The organism is Aporhodopirellula sallentina SM41, from assembly GCF_000346505.1.
In the GTDB taxonomy this organism is placed as follows: domain Bacteria; phylum Planctomycetota; class Planctomycetia; order Pirellulales; family Pirellulaceae; genus Rhodopirellula; species Rhodopirellula sallentina.
Genome location: NZ_ANOH01000079.1, coordinates 1 through 20712, shown reverse-complemented (window position 1 = coordinate 20712; position 20712 = coordinate 1). Strand labels below are relative to the sequence as shown.

Sequence of the window (20712 nt, the reverse complement as noted above, 5' to 3'; positions counted from 1 at the left end):
AGGGTCTGCCTCGCGAATCGGGTAAGGAAAACGGAAATCGGGTAAGGAGAAAATGCGCGGGCAAGAAAAGGGATGCGTGGCGGCCAGTGAGCTTTCGGCGATGAGGCGAAACGGGAGGCCTGCGAGGTTTGGGGGAGTCGCTATTCCGGGACGGAGGTCGTGCGGTTTTTAAGTTTCGTATTGCCAGGCGTTTGTCATCGCTCTCCCAGAGGGAGGGTGAAGTAAAACCGCACGACCTCGTCGATGGAGAGAGCGGCCGAACGTCAACGGCAGATCTGCGGCGGCGCGTCAGGAGAAAGGATCGTTGGAAGACGTCAGCGGAGGGTACCTCGCACCCGCTGCAGGAGTTTTGGGTCGGTTTCTTTCAAGGATTATTTGCTTTCAAAATCGGCGTAGGTTGCCTATGTTTCCCAGGCTGTGCTTTGCCGTAATCCGCACCCTCATTTTGGGCGTTGGGGAGGTGCAATTTTACGTGACGAGTTGTGTAGCAAGTGTTGGTTTTTCGCGATGGATTTTCGATCTAGCGACTCGCTCGCGATGCAACTACTCTGCTGACAAGAGTTTACTGAATGACCAGGATCGTGAATTTTTGATGCAGATCAGGTTATCGACAGATTTTCCACTAGTTGGCAAAGTCAGTTTGCCGACTCATAGAGGGTGGTCATGTCGGTGCCTGAATGGGATCGTCCCGTGATTTGCGATGCCTAGCCTTCGGCGGCCTCACTGTCGGTCGTTAGAGGTGAAAACTTGAGCGAGACGGTTTGACTTGTTTGCTAGCAATTCTAGAATCTGCCTCACTCGTCGCAGGAGGCCCAGTTGGCGGAAGCGAGCGAGACATACGAATCCGGTCGGTTTCATAAACACGTTTTTCGCCCGAAGGGACGCGTCTTAGTGCGGGGTCTCCGCTAGCGAAAGGCTCGCCGGAATCTGTTCGTTTTTGTGGTGACGTTAGTCTGCGTCACTACCGCCGTTTACATCCAAGAGGGAGTTGTCGCTACCGGTATGTCGTCGACGCAAGGCAGCATCGAGACGCAGGAGGCCATCGAGCGATTCGCCGATGCCTTGCGACAACGCATCGGAGCGGACCGGTTCCGGTTGTGGTTCACCCACGGGATCGAGTTCGACGTCGAGCATTCTGACGAAGACGGCGATGTCTTGGTTCTGTTGGTCAGCGGCCCGTTTGCCGCCGATCGGATCACAAAGAACTTCACGACGGAATTGCGTGCCGCCGCGATGACCGTGCTCGGTGACCGAGGTCGGTTCCGGTTGGAAGTCCATCAGGCGACCGAACAACCTTCGTTGATCGATGGTGAGCCGGCACCTGCGAAGCCGCGTCGTCGTGGCCAGAAAGCAGGTACGCAGAAAGCGGGTACGCAGAAAACAGAAACGCAGTCTAAGTCAACGAAAGGTCGGGCAGCGTCCAAAGCGAGCGGGCGATCGACGCAGCGACGTGGTCGTGGAAAGTCCGCTGCCGCCGGTAAGTTGTCGAATTTGTTGTCGGAATCGAAGCTGACTCGTTCGGAAGACGAACTCGATGACGAAGAAGACGATGTCGAGCCGCGGTCGTCCCGGCGTTCGCGTGGCGAAACCAACTCGAGTAGCGCATCGCCGCTGCCTGAATCACTGCCAACGAGCGGGCGGACCTTAGACAGCTTCATCACCGGCCCGTGTAACGATTTCGCGTTCTCGGCTGCAACGATGGCGATGTCGACGCCTGAGATCGCAACTCCGTTGTTCCTGCATGGACCGACGGGAACCGGAAAGTCGCATTTGCTCGCGGCGATCGCCGAAGAGTTTCGCAGACGCCGGCGGATGCGAAGGGTCATCGTCCTCACTGCGGAACAGTTTACGAACGATTTCGTCGGCTCGGTTAACTCGACGGGGTTGGTTAGCTTCCGTCGCAAGTATCGCGAAGTGGATGCATTGCTGATCGACGACGTGCATTTCTTGGCATCGAAGACCGCAACTCTTCGCGAGGCGCTGTACACACTGGAGACGCTAGCGGCGGCGGGCAAACCGTTGGTCTTTACCGCCAACCTGCCACCGGCGGACATCCGCGGTTTGACCGGCGAGGTCGCTGGGCGGATGGCGTCCGGGTTGGTCTGCCCGTTGCTCGCGTTGGATGCCGAGACTCGTTTGAAACTGTTGACCCGGTTGGTGAAAACTCGCTGTGTACTCGATTGCGACGAAGGTTTGTTGAGCGAGGTTAGCGAAGCGGTCAGCGGAGACGCACGTGCGGTGACTGGTGTCGCAAACCTGATCGGCATGCTGCAGCGAATGTTTCGGCGCGAACCTACGATCGACGAGATTCGTCAGTTCGGCGGCGATCTGATGCGTAACATCCGCTCGGCCCCGTCGCTGCGTTCGATCGAAAAAGCGGTCTGCGAAGCGTTTGGTTTGGAGAACGATGGGCTGCGTGGCAAGGCGCAAACTCGCCGGGTCAGCGAACCGCGGACGCTCGCCATGTATCTCGCACGCCAGCACACCGGAAGTGCCTTCACGGAAATCGCAAAACACTTTGGGCGTCGCAGTCACACCGGCGCGATCGCCGCCCAGCAAAAAGTGGAGGAATGGCTCGCCAGCGGCAAATTTATTGGGGGAGGGGACGCTGCGATGGCCGCCTCCGACGCAATCGCCCGTGTCGAAGCCCGGCTTCGGGCGTAGAATGAATGCTGCGTTTGTGTTCTCGGCGCTCAGCACATCGGCGAGCAGGGTGATGAGAATTTGGTAGCGATTTCCATTGTTTGTTGCCGAAAAGAAAGCTGCTTGGGGCCTGTTTGAAAACTTAGCCGCCGATCGCCCTTCGTCGCGGTTTACGCGTGACAACTGGGGGGCACCCCTGACGAACAATTCATTTATCGAGGTTTTTGGGTAGGTTCCTGTTGGACGTTGGTAGTCTTCCCACAGCGGTGGCGTTTCGCTCGGCCCGAGCCATTCGCGATCTCCGCCACGCAGTGCGTTGCAGGTCACGCTGCGAATCGTGTTGCAATCTGCGAAACATAATTACATTTCAATCCTTCAACGACAGCTATCGCACGGATGATCAGAGACCAGAACGGTAAAGGTGATTTTCGCGGCAAGAAGAAGAAAGAGGCTTCGGCGAGCGAGATTCTGCAGCGACAGCAACCCTATGAACTCGAAGCAGAGATGGGGGTGATCGGCAGTATTCTGTTGATGCCCGATATCTGCGATGAGATTGCGTCGCTGCGGGCGGACGATTTCTACGACGACGCCAATCGAGTCATCTACGGTCACTTGCGTGACATGTACGACACCGGCGAGAAGATCGACATCACGTTGTTGGTGTCACGGATGCGGACCTCGGGCGAGTTCGAGAAGGTTGGCGGTGCGGCGTATCTGGCCCGGCTTTCGGGAAGCGTTGCCAACGCGGCTCATGCGGTCTACTACGCCGAGATCGTGACCGAGAAAGCGGTCTATCGTCGCTTGATCGAATCGAGCACCGAGATTCTGCGGGAAGCCTACGAGCAGTCGAGCACGGCAAAAGAACTGTGTGCTCAGGCGGAACAGAAAGTCTTCGCGATCATGGACGGGCGAAGTTCCAGCGCGGTGTCCGCGATCAGCGACGTGTTGCACCAAGCGATGGATCGGATGGAAGCCCGGATGCGGGATGACTACGTCGACGGTGGTGCCGAAACCGGTTTGACGGACTTTGACCAGATGACCGGTGGTTTGCACTCGGGCGAATTGATCATTCTCGCCGCTCGTCCTTCGATGGGTAAAACGGCGCTCGCGATGAACATGGCCGAGCACGTTTCCGTTGTGCAGCGCGAGCCAGTCTTGTTCGTCAGTTTGGAAATGTCGGCGATCGAGCTTGCTGACCGTTTGTTGTGTTCGATGGCCCGCGTCAACGGTCACCGCCTTCGCAACGGGACCATTTCATCAGACGATCGTGATCGATTGGTCAGTACCGCGAACCAGATCAGCCAGGCGCCGCTGTTCGTCGACGATTCCCCGAGCCGGACGGTTAGTGAAATCGCTGCTGCGGCGCGGCGGATCAAACGCCGCGAAGACGGGCTCGGCATGATCGTGATTGACTATTTGCAGCTCATTGAACCTGATAACTCGCGCGATCCGCGTCAGGAGCAGGTGTCGAAGATTGCCCGGCGTCTCAAAGGGATGGCTCGGGAACTCGAAGTGCCGCTGTTGTGTCTGTCGCAGCTCAACCGGCAAGCCGAGGATAGCAAAGATCACCGTCCGAAACTCAGTCACCTTCGGGAGTCGGGGGCGATCGAGCAGGATGCCGACGTTGTGATGTTCGTTCACCGCGAGGAGTATTACCACCGTGGTGACGACAAGGCGCAGTTCGCTGGTCAGGCGGAAATCATCATCGCGAAACAGCGTAACGGTCCCGTCGGTGACGTGGAGTTGACCTGGGAAGGCGACTTCACCCGCTTCTCCAACCGCGCTGCCGAACACCACAGCGAATTCGACGACTACCGCGAGTTCACATCGCCCGGCGGCTTTTAAGCCATTCGGCAATTCGACGTACCCGCACCCCAAACCCGGCGTCGCCAGGATTCAGTCCCCCGACGTCTGGCAGCGTCGGCAAATTGTTGCTGGAAACCTGCAGCTCAGCCCGTAGCGAAAGTCGCCAAGACTTTCGGCAATACTTGCCACAGCGCGTCGCCTACGGCTACCGGTTAAACGCAGTACCGTTCAATTTTCGTTAAACCGTGCCCGAAGGGTAGGTTGTGTTCCGTCAAGCGTCGCCTACAGCTACCGGTTAAACGAAAACAGGTTGGCTCTTAATTACATCGACAAACTCTTGGCGAGTTTCGCTACCGGGTGGAATACAAGACTTGATAGGCCCCATCCCCGTAGCTCGATTCGCCGTTCCGTTCGAACTCTCGCCGTCGCGTTTATTCGCTCTCGGACGTTTCTTTCAGCAGGCGGGCGACGGCTTCGAGGAGGCGGTCCATCGCGAACGGTTTGCGGATGTATTCGCTCACGCCGAGCAATTCCGCGTACGCTTGGTGACGACTGCCTTCGTTGCCGGTGATCATGATGACGGGCAGCGGCAAGTCGAGTTCTCGACGGAGTTTTTCCAGGACGAGAAAGCCGCTGCGTTTGGGCATCATCATGTCCAGGATCATCAATTTGGGGTTCTCGCGTTCGGCGAGAGCGAGTCCCTGGTTGCCGTCGCGGGCGACGATGACTTCGTAGCCGGCGGATTCGAGGGCGTAGCTAACCGTTTCGATGATTTCGGCATCATCATCGACCAACAATACTTTGTCGCCTCGAGGCTCGGCATCAGATTCAGGGGCGGCGTCGGTGTGTTCGTTCGTCGATAGGTTCATGTTGCGGTTCGTTCAGGGGGATCAATTCGCCGAAAAATCCACCGTCGTGAATTCAGAGCCATCCATGGTGGTTTCCCCGACGCACGGTTCGGTCGGTTTCGGAGCGATGATCTTATCAAAACACCAGCGGTCGATGTCCTTCAGTGCGACCGTATTCATGACATCCTCGCCACGATACTGGCGAATCTCCACCCGTGCCCGGATGCACTGCGCCGCCGTGATATCCCTTTGCAGCATATCAGGGTCGTCGTCGTAGCCGTTGATGGCTTGTTGCCACAACATCGGCATGCGGCGTTCACGCAGTTGTTTAAAGTTTTTAAAGACACCCGACGCGTCAGGGAATTTGCCGCCCATGCGGACAACGCCTGCGATACGGTCGCTCTGCAGCAACGCGATCTTGCACGCGAGCGTCGCGCCACTGCCGTAGCCGGCGAGCACCACTCGGTCAGGGTGAATCGAAAACTCTTCCATGGTTTGGTCGATCGCGTCGAGCACGATCTCGGATGATTTCGCGGTCGCGTCGCGTCCGCTCGGCCAATCAAACCCACGGCCGCGGACGTCAATCGCACGGGTCGCACGAACTCCGAGGCCGACATAGTTGCGTGTGCTGATGTGCGGGAGCACGTTCTCAATTTGTCGCTCGTTTCCACCGGCCGAATGCAGCCAAACGATCAGCGGGTATTGGTACCCGTGCTGATAGTGCAGGGGTGTGAGCATCTGCACACTGTTGCGTCGATTGGTGTGCGAGAGTCGTGGCAGGAAGGAACTTTGGGTGGGAGGTTTGCTTTCGTCGCCGCACGAGTCACCGTCGGGATCGTCGCCCGAACACTGCTCTGGTGTTGATTCTTCCGATAGCGGTCTCGACGTCCAACGGCGTGAAAACGAACCACTCATTGGAAGTCCTTGTCGAAGAGGAGCGAAGCAATCTGACGAGACATCTTCTGCGTCAGAAAGGTCATAGCGAGTTCTTATGAAAGCTAGTTTCACCCACCTGTGCTTGTCAACGCCGAAACATCTGACCTCGTCAAAGTTAATCGGCTCTGCAACAAAAGTTGCGTTTGCTAGCAATCGTTGGCGTGCGTTCATGCCCTGTGGAGGAACATGATCAACCATCTGCGAAGATCATACACAGTCGATCGGCGTGTGTGTGACGGCACGAAAAGAAATGATCCATCACCGCGTCTGTGTGACACTGGAACTGTGCGCCACTGCGTTGCGGGGCCGTCGCGACATGCACGTTGCAACGATGCTCGTTTGCCTTCCGTGATCGTTTGCGCGAACGCGGTCGTCTACTCCAAGTGCCCGCCGAGTCGTTTCATTTTGATTGAAATTAAAAACATCGAAATGGCTACGATGAGGACACTGCAAACAAAATAACCGACCACGAGTGAGGGTTGTCCCTCATAGAATATCTCGCCGTCGCTGTCGAACAAATGTTGGTCCATCGGCAACGCAAAGAGCGCTCGAAAAGGGCTGGTCACACCGATCCAATTGATCCACTGCAGCGTGCTCTCCGAGAAATCAAGTGTCGACGCGAGCGTGTTCAAGCCAGGCGGAATGACGTAAAGAACGATCAAAACGACGTACGTTGTCATCAACGCCATGACGGTGCGGTTTTGATACAGCGAGGCGGTGATCGCGACAAACGCGTTAACAACCGACACGGCAATTGGGATCGCGAACAATCCCGCGATGAAGAGCCAGTTGGTATAGAACTGTGGGTTCAACGCGATACCGAGCAGCATCGGCCACACCAGAAAACTAGTCAGCACAAACGCGACTCGAAAGCCGACGACAAACTTGCCCCAGAAAATTTTCCAGGGAGACAACGTTGTCGTGAGCAACAGATCGAGTGTTTGTCGCTCGCGTTCGCTCGTGAATGTGCCGGCTAAGAAAACAGGGCCAACCAACAAATTAAAGACAATCACATAAACCGCAAACCAAGGCGCATGCGGTGTCAGCCAGAAAAGTAACACGCCCATCAACGGAATCGCCAACAGGATGCTGATCTGAATCACCAGACGCAGCATCAAGGTTCCCTGGCTGAAGATTTCCCCGTGAATCTCTTTGTCGTAAACCGGGTTGGCTCCATCGTTCATCAACGTGTCTCGCCGCGGCGGCGCGAAGAGTCGGTCGGGAAATTGATCGGGTTGGATCACTAGCCCGACTGCTTCCGCGGCTTCCTGTTCGAGGTCAATGATCTCTTTGCCTTCGCTTCCGACGTCCGGTGGATAGAGCAAACGGCTCGCCGTCGCAGCAGCCATTAGGGTCACCGCCGCGATCGCAAACGCGGGGACAATAAATACGATCACTTTCAATCGCAACAAACCGTCCGTGGCCAGGGACTGCCACAACAGGATTCCGCCAATCACCAACGGCAAGATTACGAGGTAACTGACCACTAGCGAGTTGCTGGTCCGAGAGAAATAGCTGCTGCAGAAAACGCCGATCGCACCAAAGAGGATGACTGAAACAAACAACCCCAGGTACGCCGCGGCAACTTCGTAAACGCTGACACCGCCGAGCGGCAGGAACAACACGATGATCGGTAACGACGCGACGATCAACAACGCCAGGTGAGTCAGCGCGGCGATCAGTTTACCGAGCACGATCGCACCGGGCCGGATCGGGCTGGCCAGCAGCATCTCGTAGGTTTGGCGCTCCTTCTCTCCCGAGATCGTTCCCGCCGCAAAGCTCGGTGCGATCAGGGATGCGATCACGTACTGGCCCAAAAAGAACAGATCGACCAACCGCCGCGCCGACGGCGGGTTCTCAGTCAGGTTCAGACGTTCGTCGCTCGGCCATGCGATCAATGTCACCGCCGCGAGCAGGATCTGATAGACGGCTAACAGGATGAACGCGCGGTTGGTCCGCAGGTTTACCAACAACTCCCGCTGCAGCACCGGGTTGTTCTTGAATCCCATTCCGGCCGGAAGGTTCCAACGAAACGGGAAGTGCGAAAGAAGTGCGTGAACGTTCAATGTTAGATTTGCCGTTGGATTGGATCGTGACGCGTCAGCGCGAATGACGCCGGTTCATTCGCATAACGTTATAAACGTGTCTTCGACTGTTCGCCTGCGATCTCGGTGACGAACCGCGGGACGGCGAATCCCGGCAGGCGTGTTTCCAGTTCGTCGATCAGTTCGCGTCCCCGTTCGGCGTTGACCTCGAAATGCGATGCCCCCGAAACGCGGTCGAGTTGATGAAGATAATACGGCATCACGCGACACGCGATCAGCGCCCGCGAAAGTTCTTCGAGTGTATCGACGTCATCGTTGACGCCGCGAAGCAGCACCGATTGGTTCAATACCGGAATGCCGTTGTCGACCAATCGTGCCAAAGAACGCTCGGTCGCCGCATCGATCTCCGCCGCATGATTGCAATGCACAACCATCCACGCGTTCAATCGCGAACAACGTAACCGATCCACCAAACGTTCGTTGACGCGTGAGGGGATCACGATCGGCATCCGCGTATGAATCCGCAGTCGTTGGACGTGAGGTATCGATTCGATGCGTCGGATCAGATCGTCCAGAGACGCGTCACTGAGTGTCAACGGATCGCCGCCGCTCAGGATGACTTCCTCGATGTCGTCTCGCTTTGAAAGGTAATCGATCGACGGCGCGTACGCTTGACTGCGTGATCCGGTTTGGGGGTACGGGAACGTTCGGCGAAAGCAATACCGGCAGTGGACTCCGCAGGCCCCGGTGGTGATGACCAGCGCCCGCCCGGAATATTTGTGAAGCACCCCCGGAACGACGTTGGCCTGCAGGTCGCCCACCGGGTCGGGCCCGAACCCTGGCACCTCGACGCCCTCGTCCGGGATCGGGAGGACCTGGCGCAGCAGCGGATCGTTCGGATCGCCGGGCCGCATCCGAGCAGCGAACTCACGCGGAACAAAAACCGGAAACCCGTAGTCGGGTGCTTTGGCGGCCGTTTTCCCCGATTCGTCGGCGATAGCATTCGTGGGAGCGAGCGTCTCGGCTGGCAGTCCGAGCAGATCGAGCAGTTCGTCGCCGGACCGGATCGCGTCTCGCATCGAGTCGAGCCACCGGTCGTCTTCACGCTCGCTGAAATGTTCGTTGGGATGCTCGCTAGCACGCTCGCTAGCACGTTCGCTGGCCAACGGATGCGGCGGTTCGGGGGCGGCGTCGGGAATGTCGGACGGCCGGTCGGCTTTTGGGGAAATTTCTTTGCCCGAAAGGGGCAGGACAATCGCGCCTTCGGTCGTTAAACTCTCGTCGGTCGGATTCACCTTGGACGTCGAGTCGCTGCTGAGATCGCGATAGTCCTGATTCACTGATTTACTTTTCCGTTTGGGAGTGACGCCCGCCGTGGCAACGTACAACACTAGCGATTTTCGCAAAGGCTTAAAAATCCAAATCGACGGCGAGCCGTATTTGATGACCGAAATGATGTTCGTCAAACCCGGTAAAGGCAATGCGCTGTACAAGTGCAAAATGAAAAACCTGATCCGTGGCACCACGCTCGATCGTACCTACAAAGGCGGCGACTCGCTCGAATCGGCGGACGTGGAAACGACTTCGGTGCAGTTCCTGTATCGTCAAGGCGAAGACTACGTGTTCATGGACGGAACCACTTTCGATCAGTACGAAGTCACCTCGGACGTGGCCGGCGATATTTGGAAGTACATCAAAGACGGCATGGAGTGCACGATGACGCTCTACAACGGCAACGCCATCATCGTCGAACCGCCACAACACGTGACGTTGGAAGTGATCGAAACCGCTCCGGGTACCAAGGGCGACACCGCGACCAACGTGACCAAGCCTGCCAAGGTCGAGACCGGTGCCGAGTTCCTCGTGCCTGGATTCATCAAAGAAGGCAACGTGGTCAAGATCAACAGCGCAACGGGCGAATACGTCGAACGCGTCAGCAACTAGCACTTCACGCAACCCGGTTTTCGTGTAGTGGACGAGGCAACGGGTCCTTGCTGCGCAAGAGGCAACGGGCCCTTGCTGCCGAAATACGAGACCTCGATGCTCAGGGTCGCGCGACGGGTTCCTTGCGTCATCCACTGCGGTTCTGCGCGAAAGCGACCTCGTCTGGGTGCAGGGAATTCGGATGGGGCAAACCCGGCCAGGACGGTTCTGCTTTGCTAGATTCATTTTGCCCGCTCTGTTGAATCAGCGCGATTCCATGGGGGCGAATCTTCCCTACCTCGATAGCTGGGGAGATTGCTGGGATCGGTTCTGTACCGCACACACGGTTGCGGACCCGCTACAATGGGTGCAACGCGGTTTGTTCGCTGCGTGCTACTCGTTATGCCAATGGACGATCCTCATGTCGACGCCATCCGCCTCTTCCGACGTGTCCTCAACCGACAGCATCGTCACCAAAGTCGATTCGGCAAGACGCCGGTTGCTGCTGGGAAGGTTCGGCAACAGCCTCGCGATCACCTCATTTATCGCGTTATTAATCAGCACCGTCGCGATCGCCGCGATGGCGGTGGTTCCGCTCTCGACGTTGACCGGAGCGTTGTCAATCGGTTCCGAAGAGTCGACGATCGATGCCTCGCAGTGGGTGATCGGCTGGACAGTCGGCACTTTGCTCATCGCCGTCGTGGCCGCCGCGGTTCACGTCTGGTGGAAAGCCCCCTCGCGTGCCGACGTGGCGGCAGAGATCGATCGTCGTTTCGGGCTGCGTGAACGGATCAGCAGCGCTTTGTCGGTGGCGACGGGCGATCCGCATCCGCTGTCTCGCTCGAGTATGACCGACGCGTTGGTTCGCGATGCATCCTCGCGGGCCGAGTCGCTGAAGATCGCGGACAAATTTCCTCTGCGAGCCGGTCGCACCGCTTGGTTGCCGCTTTCGATCATTCCGATCCTGGTCGCGATGATCGCCGTCGTCGAACCAGCATCACCGATCGACGATGCGGTTGCTTCAGCCGTTGATTCCGCGGAGGTGCGTCAGGTGAAGGCGGTTGCTGCTGAACTGAAGAAACGCATCGCAGAGCAAAAGAGGGCGTCCGAAACCAAAGGTCTCAAAGAGGCACAGGAACTCTTTCAAGACATGGAGCGCCAGCTCGACAAGATTACCAAAAGCGAATCGCTCAACCGCAAAGAAGCCCTGATTCAACTCAACGAAATCAAAGAGCAGATTCAACAACGCAAAGACCGCATCGGTTCGCCTGATCAACTTCGCCGCACGCTTTCGCAGATGAAAGGCCTCGACGGAGGCCCGGCGGAAAAGATCGCCGACCAAATTCAAAAAGGCAACTTCACCAACGCGGCCGAAGAGATTCGGAAACTCGCCAAGAAGATCAAAGAAGGCAAGATGGGCGAGAAGGAAGTGCAGAAGCTCGCCGAGCAAGCCAAGAAACTCGCCAAGCAAATGCAAGACGCGGTGAAGGAACATGAGGCGAAGAAGGAGCAAATGCGAGAGCAGATCGAGCAGGCGAAACGCGAAGGACGCAGCGAGGACGCCGCGAAGATGCAGCAAAAGCTAAACGAAGCCGAGGCCGCCGACGCTCAGATGCAGCAAATGCAACAGATGGCCAAAGCGATGCAAGACGCCGCCCAGGCGATGCAGGAGGGAGACAGCCAAGCCGCCGCCGATGCGATGCAGGAGATGAGTGAGCAGTTGGGCGAAATGCAAAGTGCGATGGAGGAACTCGAAGATTTGCAGAAAGCGATGGACGATCTTTCGCAGTCGAAAGACCAAATGAACTGCAACGGATGCAACGGCGAAGGATGCCAACAATGCATGGGTAATGGCTTTGGCCAAAACCAACGCCCCGGATTCGGGATGGGCGAAGGCGCAGGCAAGGGCGATCGGCCCGAAGAGGAAACCGACACGAACTCGTATGACACCCAGGTCCGTGGGGACGTCAAACGCGGACGCGCCGTGATCGCGGGATTTGCCGACGGGCCAAACCGCAAAGGCGTTACTCGAGAAGCAATTAAAAGCGTGATCGAGTCGTCGATGAGCGAAGAGGGAGACCCTCTCGAGGATCAGGTCCTGCCGCGGGACGAACGCGAGCAGACTCGCCAGTATTTTGACCGTCTACGCGAAGGTGGCTGAGGACCGAGCGGTATTTTAGTGTCGCTTTTCGTAGTGGACGAGGTAACGATTCCCTTGCTACAGGACCCGTTGCCTCGTCCACTACGACAGTAATTGAGCGATCGATCCTAACCCGCATCGGGTGGCCCGAGCGGATGCCCGAATTGTGCGGCGCTCGACTGCGACTGAACGTCTGGGCCTGAACGCTTGCGCCTATTGGGTCTGGCCACCGCACGTGAAAGAACAAAGGCAGGCGTCGACGGCCTCCGTTAGTCTAAAACGCGGCGGCGAATCTTCCGCATAAATGCGAGAGAAATTTCGACAAAAGGGTTAAGAAAGCCACCCTTAGAGGTCATGTAACAGCGGTTACCTGCGCTCGCGCGTGCGCGGGGAAGACGAGATGGGTTCAGCGATCCTACGCAACAGGCGATATCCAACGCTCTGCCTCAAGGCCCAGGACGCATCAAGCGGGTGACCTCATGAGACGCCGTTTGGACAATCTCGGCCGCGTCTCGTTCCCACCCGTTCGGCATCGATGCCGGATCGATCTAACAGCATAGGTTCTCAGCAGGCAAGCGATGTCAACCAACGAAGCTACACCCGATTATCGGAAACCGTTCATCACGATCACGATGCTATTCTTCCTGTGGGGATTCATCACGGTCATGAACGATGTTCTGATCCCTTATTTGAAAGACAGTTTTGACCTGAGCTATTTTCAGGCTGGCTTGGTTCAGTTCGCGTTCTTTGGCGCGTTCTTCTTTGTATCGCTAGTCTACTACTTCGTGTCACTGTCCAGCGGCGATCCGATCAACCGGATCGGTTACAAATTCAGCATCATTGTCGCGTTGCTGATCTGCGGTTTCGGGTGTGCGATGTTTTACCCTGCCGCGGAGTTTCAAGCGTACCCGTTCTTTCTCGGTGCGTTGTTCCTGCTCGCGACCGGCGTCACGCTGCTTCAAATCGCCGCCAACCCCTACGCGGCGATCCTTGGCAAACCCGAGACCGCATCGAGTCGACTGAACCTGGCTCAAGGAGTCAACTCGCTCGGTACCACCATCGCTCCGATCGCCGGCGGCTTGCTGCTCTACAAGGTGTTCGCGGCCGACGGTGAGGTGACGATCGATTCGATCAAAATCCCGTATCTGATTTACGGTTCGTTGTTTGTTCTCCTGGCGATCATCGTCTGGCGGAGCCATCTGCCGAGTTTTACCAAAGAAGACGAATCGACGAGCAGCAGTTTGGGAGCACTCCGTTACCCGCATTTGCGATTCGGAATGATCGCGATCTTCATGTACGTCGGAGGCGAAGTCGCCATCGGCAGCTATCTGATCAACTTCATGAAACACGAAGACATCATGGGGTTACCCGAGGCAACGGCTAGCATCTATCTCGCGTACTACTGGGGCGGTGCGATGATCGGTCGACTTTGCGGTGCGATCTCGCTGAGCGACATTGCGAGTCAGTCGAAGAAGTATGCCGCTATGATTGCGACCGCAGTGGTGGTGTTCTTTGTGGTGTACTTCGTGACCGCGATTCGTCTCGATGACGGCGTGTTCACGATGTCGTTCATGACACCGAGCCAGGTGGCTCCGTTCTTCTTGCTGATCGCGATCAACTTCGCCGCCTTCGTGCTCGGCCAAGGCAACGCCGCTCGCGCGTTGTGGGTGTTCTCGTTCTCGATGATCGTGCTGCTTTGCATTGCCGCGTTTACCGGCGGTTCGCTCGCGTTCTGGGCCGCACTCGGAACCGGGCTGTTTAACTCGATCATGTGGTCGAACATCTTCACGCTTGCGATCAAAGACCTGCGTCAGCATACATCGCAGGGGTCTTCGCTGTTGGTGATGATGATTGTCGGCGGCGCGATCGTGCCGCTGATCATGGGTGCCGCCGCGGACCGTATCGGTATCCAACTCGCGTTCGCGGTCCCGATCGTGAACTACGTTTACATCGCGTTCTACGGACTCGTCGGACACCGACACGTTGCCATCGATGAGGTGCAACCGGAGGTGGCGGCGTGAAAGATGATCGCATTGTCCTGACCCTCGACGCCGGCGGGACGAATTTTGTCTTTTCGGCGATTGATGGCAGCGGCGAGGTGATCGAACCGGTGCGTTTGCCCGCCGAAACGATCGACCTCGAAAAAAGCCTTTCAACGATCGTTGACGGATTCACGCAGGCAGCTGAAAAATCGCCCCGTTCTCCTGTGGCGATCAGCTTCGCGTTCCCCGGTCCGGCGGACTATCCCAACGGGATCATCGACAACGTCGGGAACCTGCCCGCCTTTGCCGGTGGCGTCGCGTTGGGGCCGTTCCTCGAGGAACAGTTTCGTGTGCCGACGTTCATCAACAACGATGGCGATTTGTTCGCGTATGGCGAGGCGATCTCTGGTTTGCTGCCGCAGGTCAATCGCATGCTCGAGTCCGCCGGGAGCCCAAAACGTTACCGTACCCTGTTTGCGGTCACGTTGGGCACCGGATTGGGAGGAGGTTTGGTTCACAACGGCGAACTGTTCATCGGCGACAACTCCAACGCGTCGGAGGTCTGGTTGCTCCGGAACCGTCTGCGACCGGAATCGTTTGCCGAGGAAGGTGCGTGTATCCGAGCGGTTCGTGGCAGTTACGCCCGTCTTGTCGATTGCGATCCGTCCGACGCACCTTCACCGCAGCAAATCGCGACGATCGCGGAGGACGCCAGCCATCCCAACCACGCCGCTGCGATCGGTGCGTTCGCGGAACTCGGCCGCGTGGTCGGCGATGTGCTCGCCAACGCGTCCACCTTAGTCGACGGACTGGTCGTGATCGGCGGCGGGATCGCAAACGCCCACGCCATTTTCATGCAACCTCTCATCAATGAAATGCACAGCGGGTTCGAAACCTACGATGGTCGACCGGTCGATCGCATCGTGCAAAAGGTCTTCAACCTCGAATGCGAAGAGCAGAGCGAGCGTTTTGTAAAAGGTGCCAAGAAGACGATTCTGGTTCCTGGCACACAGCGTGAACTGTCCTACGATCCGATGAAACGCATCGGTATCGGAGTCAGCCGGCTCGGCACGAGCGCCGCCGTCTCCGTGGGAGCACATGCCTTCGCCCTCAACGCGATCGACACACGAATTTGAATCGCGGAAATCAGAAACACCTACAACTCAGATACCCGTCACGAATCAGTAGCCTATCACGCCACCGAGCTTTCCATCATGAATATCAAAACGATTCTACAAATCGCGGCCGCGGTCACCGTTCTCGTCGTCCCCGGTTCTTTGCATGCTAAGTCGCCTGTCGATTGGGTTGATCCGCTGATCGACACTCACGAATCACGTTGGTTCTACTTCAATTCAGCGTGCCGTCCGTTCGGTTTGGTGAATCTGAGCCCGGACACGCAAACGAAGGGATCGTGGAAGTCGGGGTATCTTTATGGTGATTCGTCGATTCGGTGTTTCAGCCACATCCATGCATGGCAATTGTCGGGCATTCCCGTCTTGCCCACCGTCGGCGAGATGAACGGGCACCAAGGAATGGACGCGTATCAGTCGGAGTTCTCGCATGACGATGAAGTCGTCCGGCCCGGCTACCACAAAGTGCACCTGAAGACCTACGGCGTTACCGCCGAGTTGACTTCGACGACCAGGGTCGGTTTCCATCGCTATCGCTACCCAACGACCGATGATGCCTACGTCCTTTTTGACGTCGGTGCGATGCTCGGTCACGGTCCGACCTTGACCGCGGAGGTCACTCGGGTGAACGAGCGTGAGTTAGCCGGGATGACTTTGATGAAGGCGACCAATCGTCGGAAAAGGGACACGCCGGTATTCTTCGTGGCTCGCTTTAACCAAGACATGACGTCCTTCGGTGGATGGCGAGAAGGCCAGGTCGAGGAAGTCGTTGATTCGATCGCGGGAAAGGACGTTGGCGCGTTTGTTCGCTTTGAAACGGATGCCACCGAGCCGGTTTTGATGAAAGTCGGTGTGAGCTACACGTCGATCGAAGGGGCTCGGAAGAACCTCGACGCGGAACTCGACCATTGGGATTTCGATCGAGTCGTCGAGGAGTCCAACGAGTGCTGGAACGAGCGTCTTTCGCGGATCGTTGTCGAAGGCGGCTACGACGAGCAAAAGACCAAATTCTACACAGACCTATGGCGGTCGATGTTGGGAAGGCGAATCATCAGCGACGCGGACGGTTCCTATGCGGACATGACGACCGATGAACGCCGCGTCCTGCGTGTGCCGCTCGATGACGATGGGCAACCGGCGTTTGCCATGCACAATTTCGACGCGTGGTGGGGCAGCCACTGGAGCCTCGATATCCTGTGGCCGCTCGTTTGTCCCGACGTCTACAGTGATATCTGCAACACGTCAGTGCAAATGTATAAGAACGGGGGTTTGATTCCTCGAGGTCCGTCGGGTGGCAACTACACGTTTGTGATGATCGGTGACACGGCCGCTCCGGCCATCGCTTCCGCCTATGCCAAAGGCATTCGCGATTTCGATTATGAATTGGCGCTCGAAGGTTTGGTCAAAAACACCGGCCCCACCGGCGGACGTTACTACGGCGGGTATGCAAAGAAACCAACCCCCTCCGCATATGAAGAGTACCAAGAGAAGGGATATGTTTCTCGTGCCAACGCGTTGTCCGGCGGCCACGGGAGAGCGGTCACCAGCCTGACCCTCTACAACGCTTATCACGATTGGTGCATCGCACAGATGGCCAAAGCGATTGGACGCGACGATTTGCACGACCGGTTCATCCAAGGTGCCACCAATTATCGTCACGTGATTTGGCCGGAGAAACAGTCTGCGTGGGTGCGAGAAGGTGACGGCAGTTGGAAGAGCGATTTCAAGCCTCGCGAGATGCGATTCGAGCAAGACGGCTTTTGCGAAACCAGTGCCGCGGTGACAACGTTCTACGTTCCTCACGATCCGATGGGCCTCGCGGAATTGCTCGGCGGTGCGGACGCGGCAGCCAAAAAACTGAATGAACAGTTTGAAGCTTCCGTGGAGGAACGGTTTCACTTGCCCGGCCGCAGTCACGGTAACGCGTTGGTCGATTATGCCAACCAAGACGGCACGGGAATGGCTCACTACTTCAACCGGATCGGTTACCCATGGCTGAGCCAAAAGTGGGTTCGCGCGGTTCAACGAGAAACGTTCGGCGGAACGGATCCGTATAGCGGTTACAACGGCGACGAAGATCAAGGCCAGATGGGTGCACTCAGTGCCCTGCTCACCTTGGGGCTCTTTCAGTTCGACGGTGGTTCGGGAATCGATCCGAAGTACGACATCACCGCGACCGTCTTCGACAAAGTCACGTTGCGACTGAGCGACGAGTACTACGACGGCAAATCGGTGACGATCATCGCCAACAATCAAGCACCCGAAAACGTCTACATCCAATCTGCGAAATGGAACGGCGAGCCGTTGCAAACGTGCTTCCTACCCCACGCGGACCTCGTCCAAGGCGGCGTCCTCGAGCTAGAACTCGGCCCCGAACCCAACAAGTCATGGGGAAACTAGCCCGCGACGAGTCAAACCCGTAGCGAAAGTCGCCAAGACTTTCGGCGTTTCGCTGTGGCCCATGCCGAAACTCTTGGCGGGCTGTTGATTTATTCGTTTAACCCCAATACCGTTCAATTTTCGTTTAACCCGTGCCCGAAGGGTAGGTTGTGTTCCGTCAAGCGTCGCCTACGGCTACCGGTTAAACGAAAACAGGTTGACTCTCGATGAAATCGACAAACCGTTGGCGAGTTTCGCTACGCTGGTGAACTCGGACATCCGACAAGTCCGGCTCCTCGCAGCCGCATTCACCCGAATTCAATTCACCGAATTCAGGCGACATCGGCTACGTCGTTCTTAAAACGTTCTCAACCCCGGCGGCTCTTGCCAAGAAACAATCGCCTGCCGTTTCCGTGTCGAACGTTCGTTACTTCCGGATCTTGGCCTTTCGCTTGAGCTCTTTCAACTTCGAGGGGCCGCCGTCGTTGATTTCCATCACGAATCGGGCGAGATCCAAGAACTGCTCTCGTGACTCCAACGTGTTGGCTAACCCGGCTGGCATGGTGGACGTGTTTGACGTGATCACGTCCTCGACATCGTCCATCGGAATCACCCGCGGTTTGCCCTGGTCGGCTGAGATACTCAGCGTCACGTCGTCATCGGTTTCTTCGACCAAGAATCCGGACAAGATCGCTCCATCAACCGTGATCACGTTGGCTGTTTGGTAACCTTCGAGAATTTTCTCCGACGGTTTCAAAATCGACTCAACCAAATGGGCATCGGTGATGTCTTTTCGCTGCGTCGTCAGCATCGGTCCGAGTTGATAACCTTCGCCGATATCGTGGCAAGTCGCGCATCCGGTCTTTTCCCAGTAGAACAGTTTCGCACCTCGGACGGCGTCGCCTTTCTCTCGTATCTCGCGGACGAGTTCGGCGAGCGGTTCAGCGACGAGTTTTTGTTCCAACTGATTATCGCCCTCGCTTTCTTCGATCAGCTCAGGACGACTGCCCTCGGGGAACGGATGCATCTCCAACAATTCCTCCGGGCTGTAGAATCGCTGGCGGTCTTGCGTGGCGGCGCGGATCCGTTTGACCTGTTCGGTCGTAATTTCATCCGCGTCGTTCCCCCAACTGTTTCGCACATAGGTGAGCACGCTCGCGATTTCGGCGTCGGTGAACATGTTCCCGATCGCGGTCATAGGCGGCACACCTTGGTCAGGTTGGAACACCTTGCCACGCACTCGGATCTTGCCCCAAATTCCGTGCAACGTCAGTTTGATCAAACGTTCCGGATCGCCATTGACCCATTCGCTGCCGGCCAACGGAGGATAGATCCGTACGATGCCTTCACCGGTGTCACGGTGACACGCGTAACACGAGCCCTCCTCGAAGAACACCGTTTGCCCCAACGCGTATTTGCGTCGGAAGTTCTTGTCATCGAATTTCGGTGACTTGGTGCGGTAGTTTTTCGGCTTCATCGCACCTTCTAATTTACCGTCGATCAGCTTGTCATATTCAACGAGCAAATCGTCCGGGTTGATCGTTTTATTCTGGATCAACTTTTCGACATCGTCTTTGAGCAATTGCATCGCGGCGTTGAGTGCGTTTCGGATCCAGCGATCGGTTTTGTAGGAGGCGACCGTCAGCAGAACTTCGGCACCGGCTTCTCCGCCGAGCCACGAACCCGCTGAGAGGGCCTCGAGCCGAACGCGAGGATGTTGGTCTTGAGCGGCAGCGACTAGGTAGGACCTCGGATCGTCGAGTACGTCCAGGCAATGCCGAACGACTCGAACGGCTGCCGAGCGGACACGGTGGTCTTTTGCCTGCATGCATTTTTCGAGCAGATCGGTCGAGGGTTCGTGCTGGCCCCAGGTCGCCCACAATGCTTCGAGAACCAATCTGTCGTCGCCCTCGTTCTCCTCAGCGAAAGCCACTGCGGCGTCGAGAACGGTTTGTTTATCACGTCCGCGCAGTTCCCGGTGCGAACGTTTGCGTGCGTTCACCTCCGGCAAACGCATGTTCTCAAAGAGCTGTTCGATGGAGGCTCCGGCAATCATTGGCGGCTCGACGAGCGGTCGGTCGGTCGCAGTAATTCGGTAGATACGCCCGTACTCTGAATTCCGCATCGGGTCACGCGCGCTGTGTTGCATGTGACCGATCAGCGTGTTGTGCCAATCGATGAAATACAAACTGCCATCGGGAGCGATTTCCAAATCACAGGGACGGAAATTGCCGTCGGACGATTGGATCAGGTCTTGGCGATGTTTCCCTTTGATTTCGACTCCGTCCTCGACCGTTTCGTACTGTTTGATGCCGAGGAAGCCGATCGTGTTGGCGTATAGGTAGTCGCCTTGAACCTCGTCGGGAAAATGGCTGCTGTAGAGAAATTCCGAGCCGGATGTGGGGCGTGCGTGGTGTTCGTAGTTGAACTTCGACACCTTCGCGATTTCCGCCGCATGCGGCATCTTGATCGAATAACCGAGCATCCAGTATTGGGCACCGCCCGACGCGTCGTTGACGAAGGTTTGTCCGTATTCGTCATGGGCAACACCCCACGGGTTGGACAAATCCGTTTGCATGACGCGTTCGACTTTCCACGACTTGGGATCGAAACGCCACACGCCTCCATCGGTCATCCGTTGAGGGCCCCACGGTGTTTCTACCTGCGAGTGCAGGAAGCGACCTTCGCACATATAGATGCCGTTCCCGTGGTCGGAATCGAAAGCCGAAATCGCATGGTGCGTATCGTGAGGGTCGAAACCGTCGAGTAGGTATTCCATTTCGTCGGCGTGATCGTCCCCATCGGTGTCTTTCAACAAGACGACGAAGGGTTCCTGCGAAAGGTAGACACCCTCGGGAGCCAACTCGAACCCGATCGGCA

At 57.0% G+C, this 20712-nt stretch carries 12 protein-coding genes; 7 read left to right on the top strand and 5 right to left on the bottom strand.

The window, feature by feature from the left end; translation table 11 throughout:
- The first annotated feature begins 1002 nt into the window (after positions 1–1002).
- Positions 1003–2664, top strand: a complete 1662-nt coding sequence (locus RSSM_RS04470; protein WP_008674988.1) for a DnaA/Hda family protein — start codon at positions 1003–1005, stop codon at positions 2662–2664.
- A 375-nt stretch (positions 2665–3039) separates the two neighbouring features.
- Positions 3040–4488 (top strand): replicative DNA helicase, encoded by a 1449-nt coding sequence (dnaB, locus tag RSSM_RS04465; RefSeq protein WP_008674985.1) that lies wholly within the window; start codon positions 3040–3042, stop codon positions 4486–4488.
- A 392-nt stretch (positions 4489–4880) separates the two neighbouring features.
- On the opposite strand, the gene RSSM_RS04460 is transcribed toward dnaB, so the two are convergent.
- The 4 genes from RSSM_RS04460 to epmB form a co-directional block, all read right to left on the bottom strand.
- Entirely contained in the window at positions 4881–5318 is a 438-nt protein-coding gene (locus tag RSSM_RS04460; RefSeq protein ID WP_008674984.1) for a response regulator, read from the bottom strand.
- 21 nt (positions 5319–5339) lie between these two features.
- Positions 5340–6212, bottom strand: coding sequence for an alpha/beta hydrolase (locus tag RSSM_RS04455; protein WP_044301111.1), 873 nt, complete (start codon positions 6210–6212; stop codon positions 5340–5342).
- Between the two features lie 395 nt (positions 6213–6607).
- A complete protein-coding gene (locus RSSM_RS04450; protein ID WP_044301109.1) occupies positions 6608–8242 on the bottom strand; it encodes an ABC transporter permease in 1635 nt (544 codons plus the stop codon).
- 125 nt (positions 8243–8367) lie between these two features.
- Positions 8368–9618, bottom strand: a complete 1251-nt coding sequence (gene epmB / locus RSSM_RS04445) for an EF-P beta-lysylation protein EpmB (RefSeq protein WP_008674979.1) — start codon at positions 9616–9618, stop codon at positions 8368–8370.
- A 34-nt stretch (positions 9619–9652) separates the two neighbouring features.
- Here epmB and efp point away from each other — a divergent pair, with 34 nt between their 5' ends.
- The 5 genes from efp to RSSM_RS04420 all read left to right on the top strand — a co-directional run bounded on the left by efp (position 9653) and on the right by RSSM_RS04420 (position 17853).
- Positions 9653–10222, top strand: a complete 570-nt coding sequence (gene efp, locus RSSM_RS04440; RefSeq protein WP_236620932.1) for an elongation factor P — start codon at positions 9653–9655, stop codon at positions 10220–10222.
- Positions 10223–10622: 400 nt separating this feature from the next.
- Positions 10623–12362, top strand: coding sequence for a hypothetical protein (locus RSSM_RS04435; protein WP_144059567.1), 1740 nt, complete (start codon positions 10623–10625; stop codon positions 12360–12362).
- 557 nt (positions 12363–12919) lie between these two features.
- Positions 12920–14362 carry a sugar MFS transporter gene (locus RSSM_RS04430; RefSeq protein ID WP_008674975.1) on the top strand — a complete coding sequence of 481 codons (1443 nt, stop codon included), beginning with the start codon at positions 12920–12922 and terminating at the stop codon, positions 14360–14362.
- Positions 14359–15459 carry an ROK family protein gene (locus tag RSSM_RS04425; protein ID WP_008674974.1) on the top strand — a complete coding sequence of 367 codons (1101 nt, stop codon included), beginning with the start codon at positions 14359–14361 and terminating at the stop codon, positions 15457–15459. The genes RSSM_RS04430 and RSSM_RS04425 overlap by 4 nt, the downstream gene beginning before the upstream one ends.
- A gap of 78 nt (positions 15460–15537) precedes the next feature.
- Positions 15538–17853 (top strand): GH92 family glycosyl hydrolase, encoded by a 2316-nt coding sequence (locus tag RSSM_RS04420; RefSeq protein WP_008674973.1) that lies wholly within the window; start codon positions 15538–15540, stop codon positions 17851–17853.
- Between the two features lie 406 nt (positions 17854–18259).
- On the opposite strand, the gene RSSM_RS04415 is transcribed toward RSSM_RS04420, so the two are convergent.
- Positions 18260–20712, bottom strand: a 2453-nt coding sequence (locus tag RSSM_RS04415; protein WP_044301107.1) for a DUF7133 domain-containing protein, incomplete at its 5' end; no start/stop codon positions are given.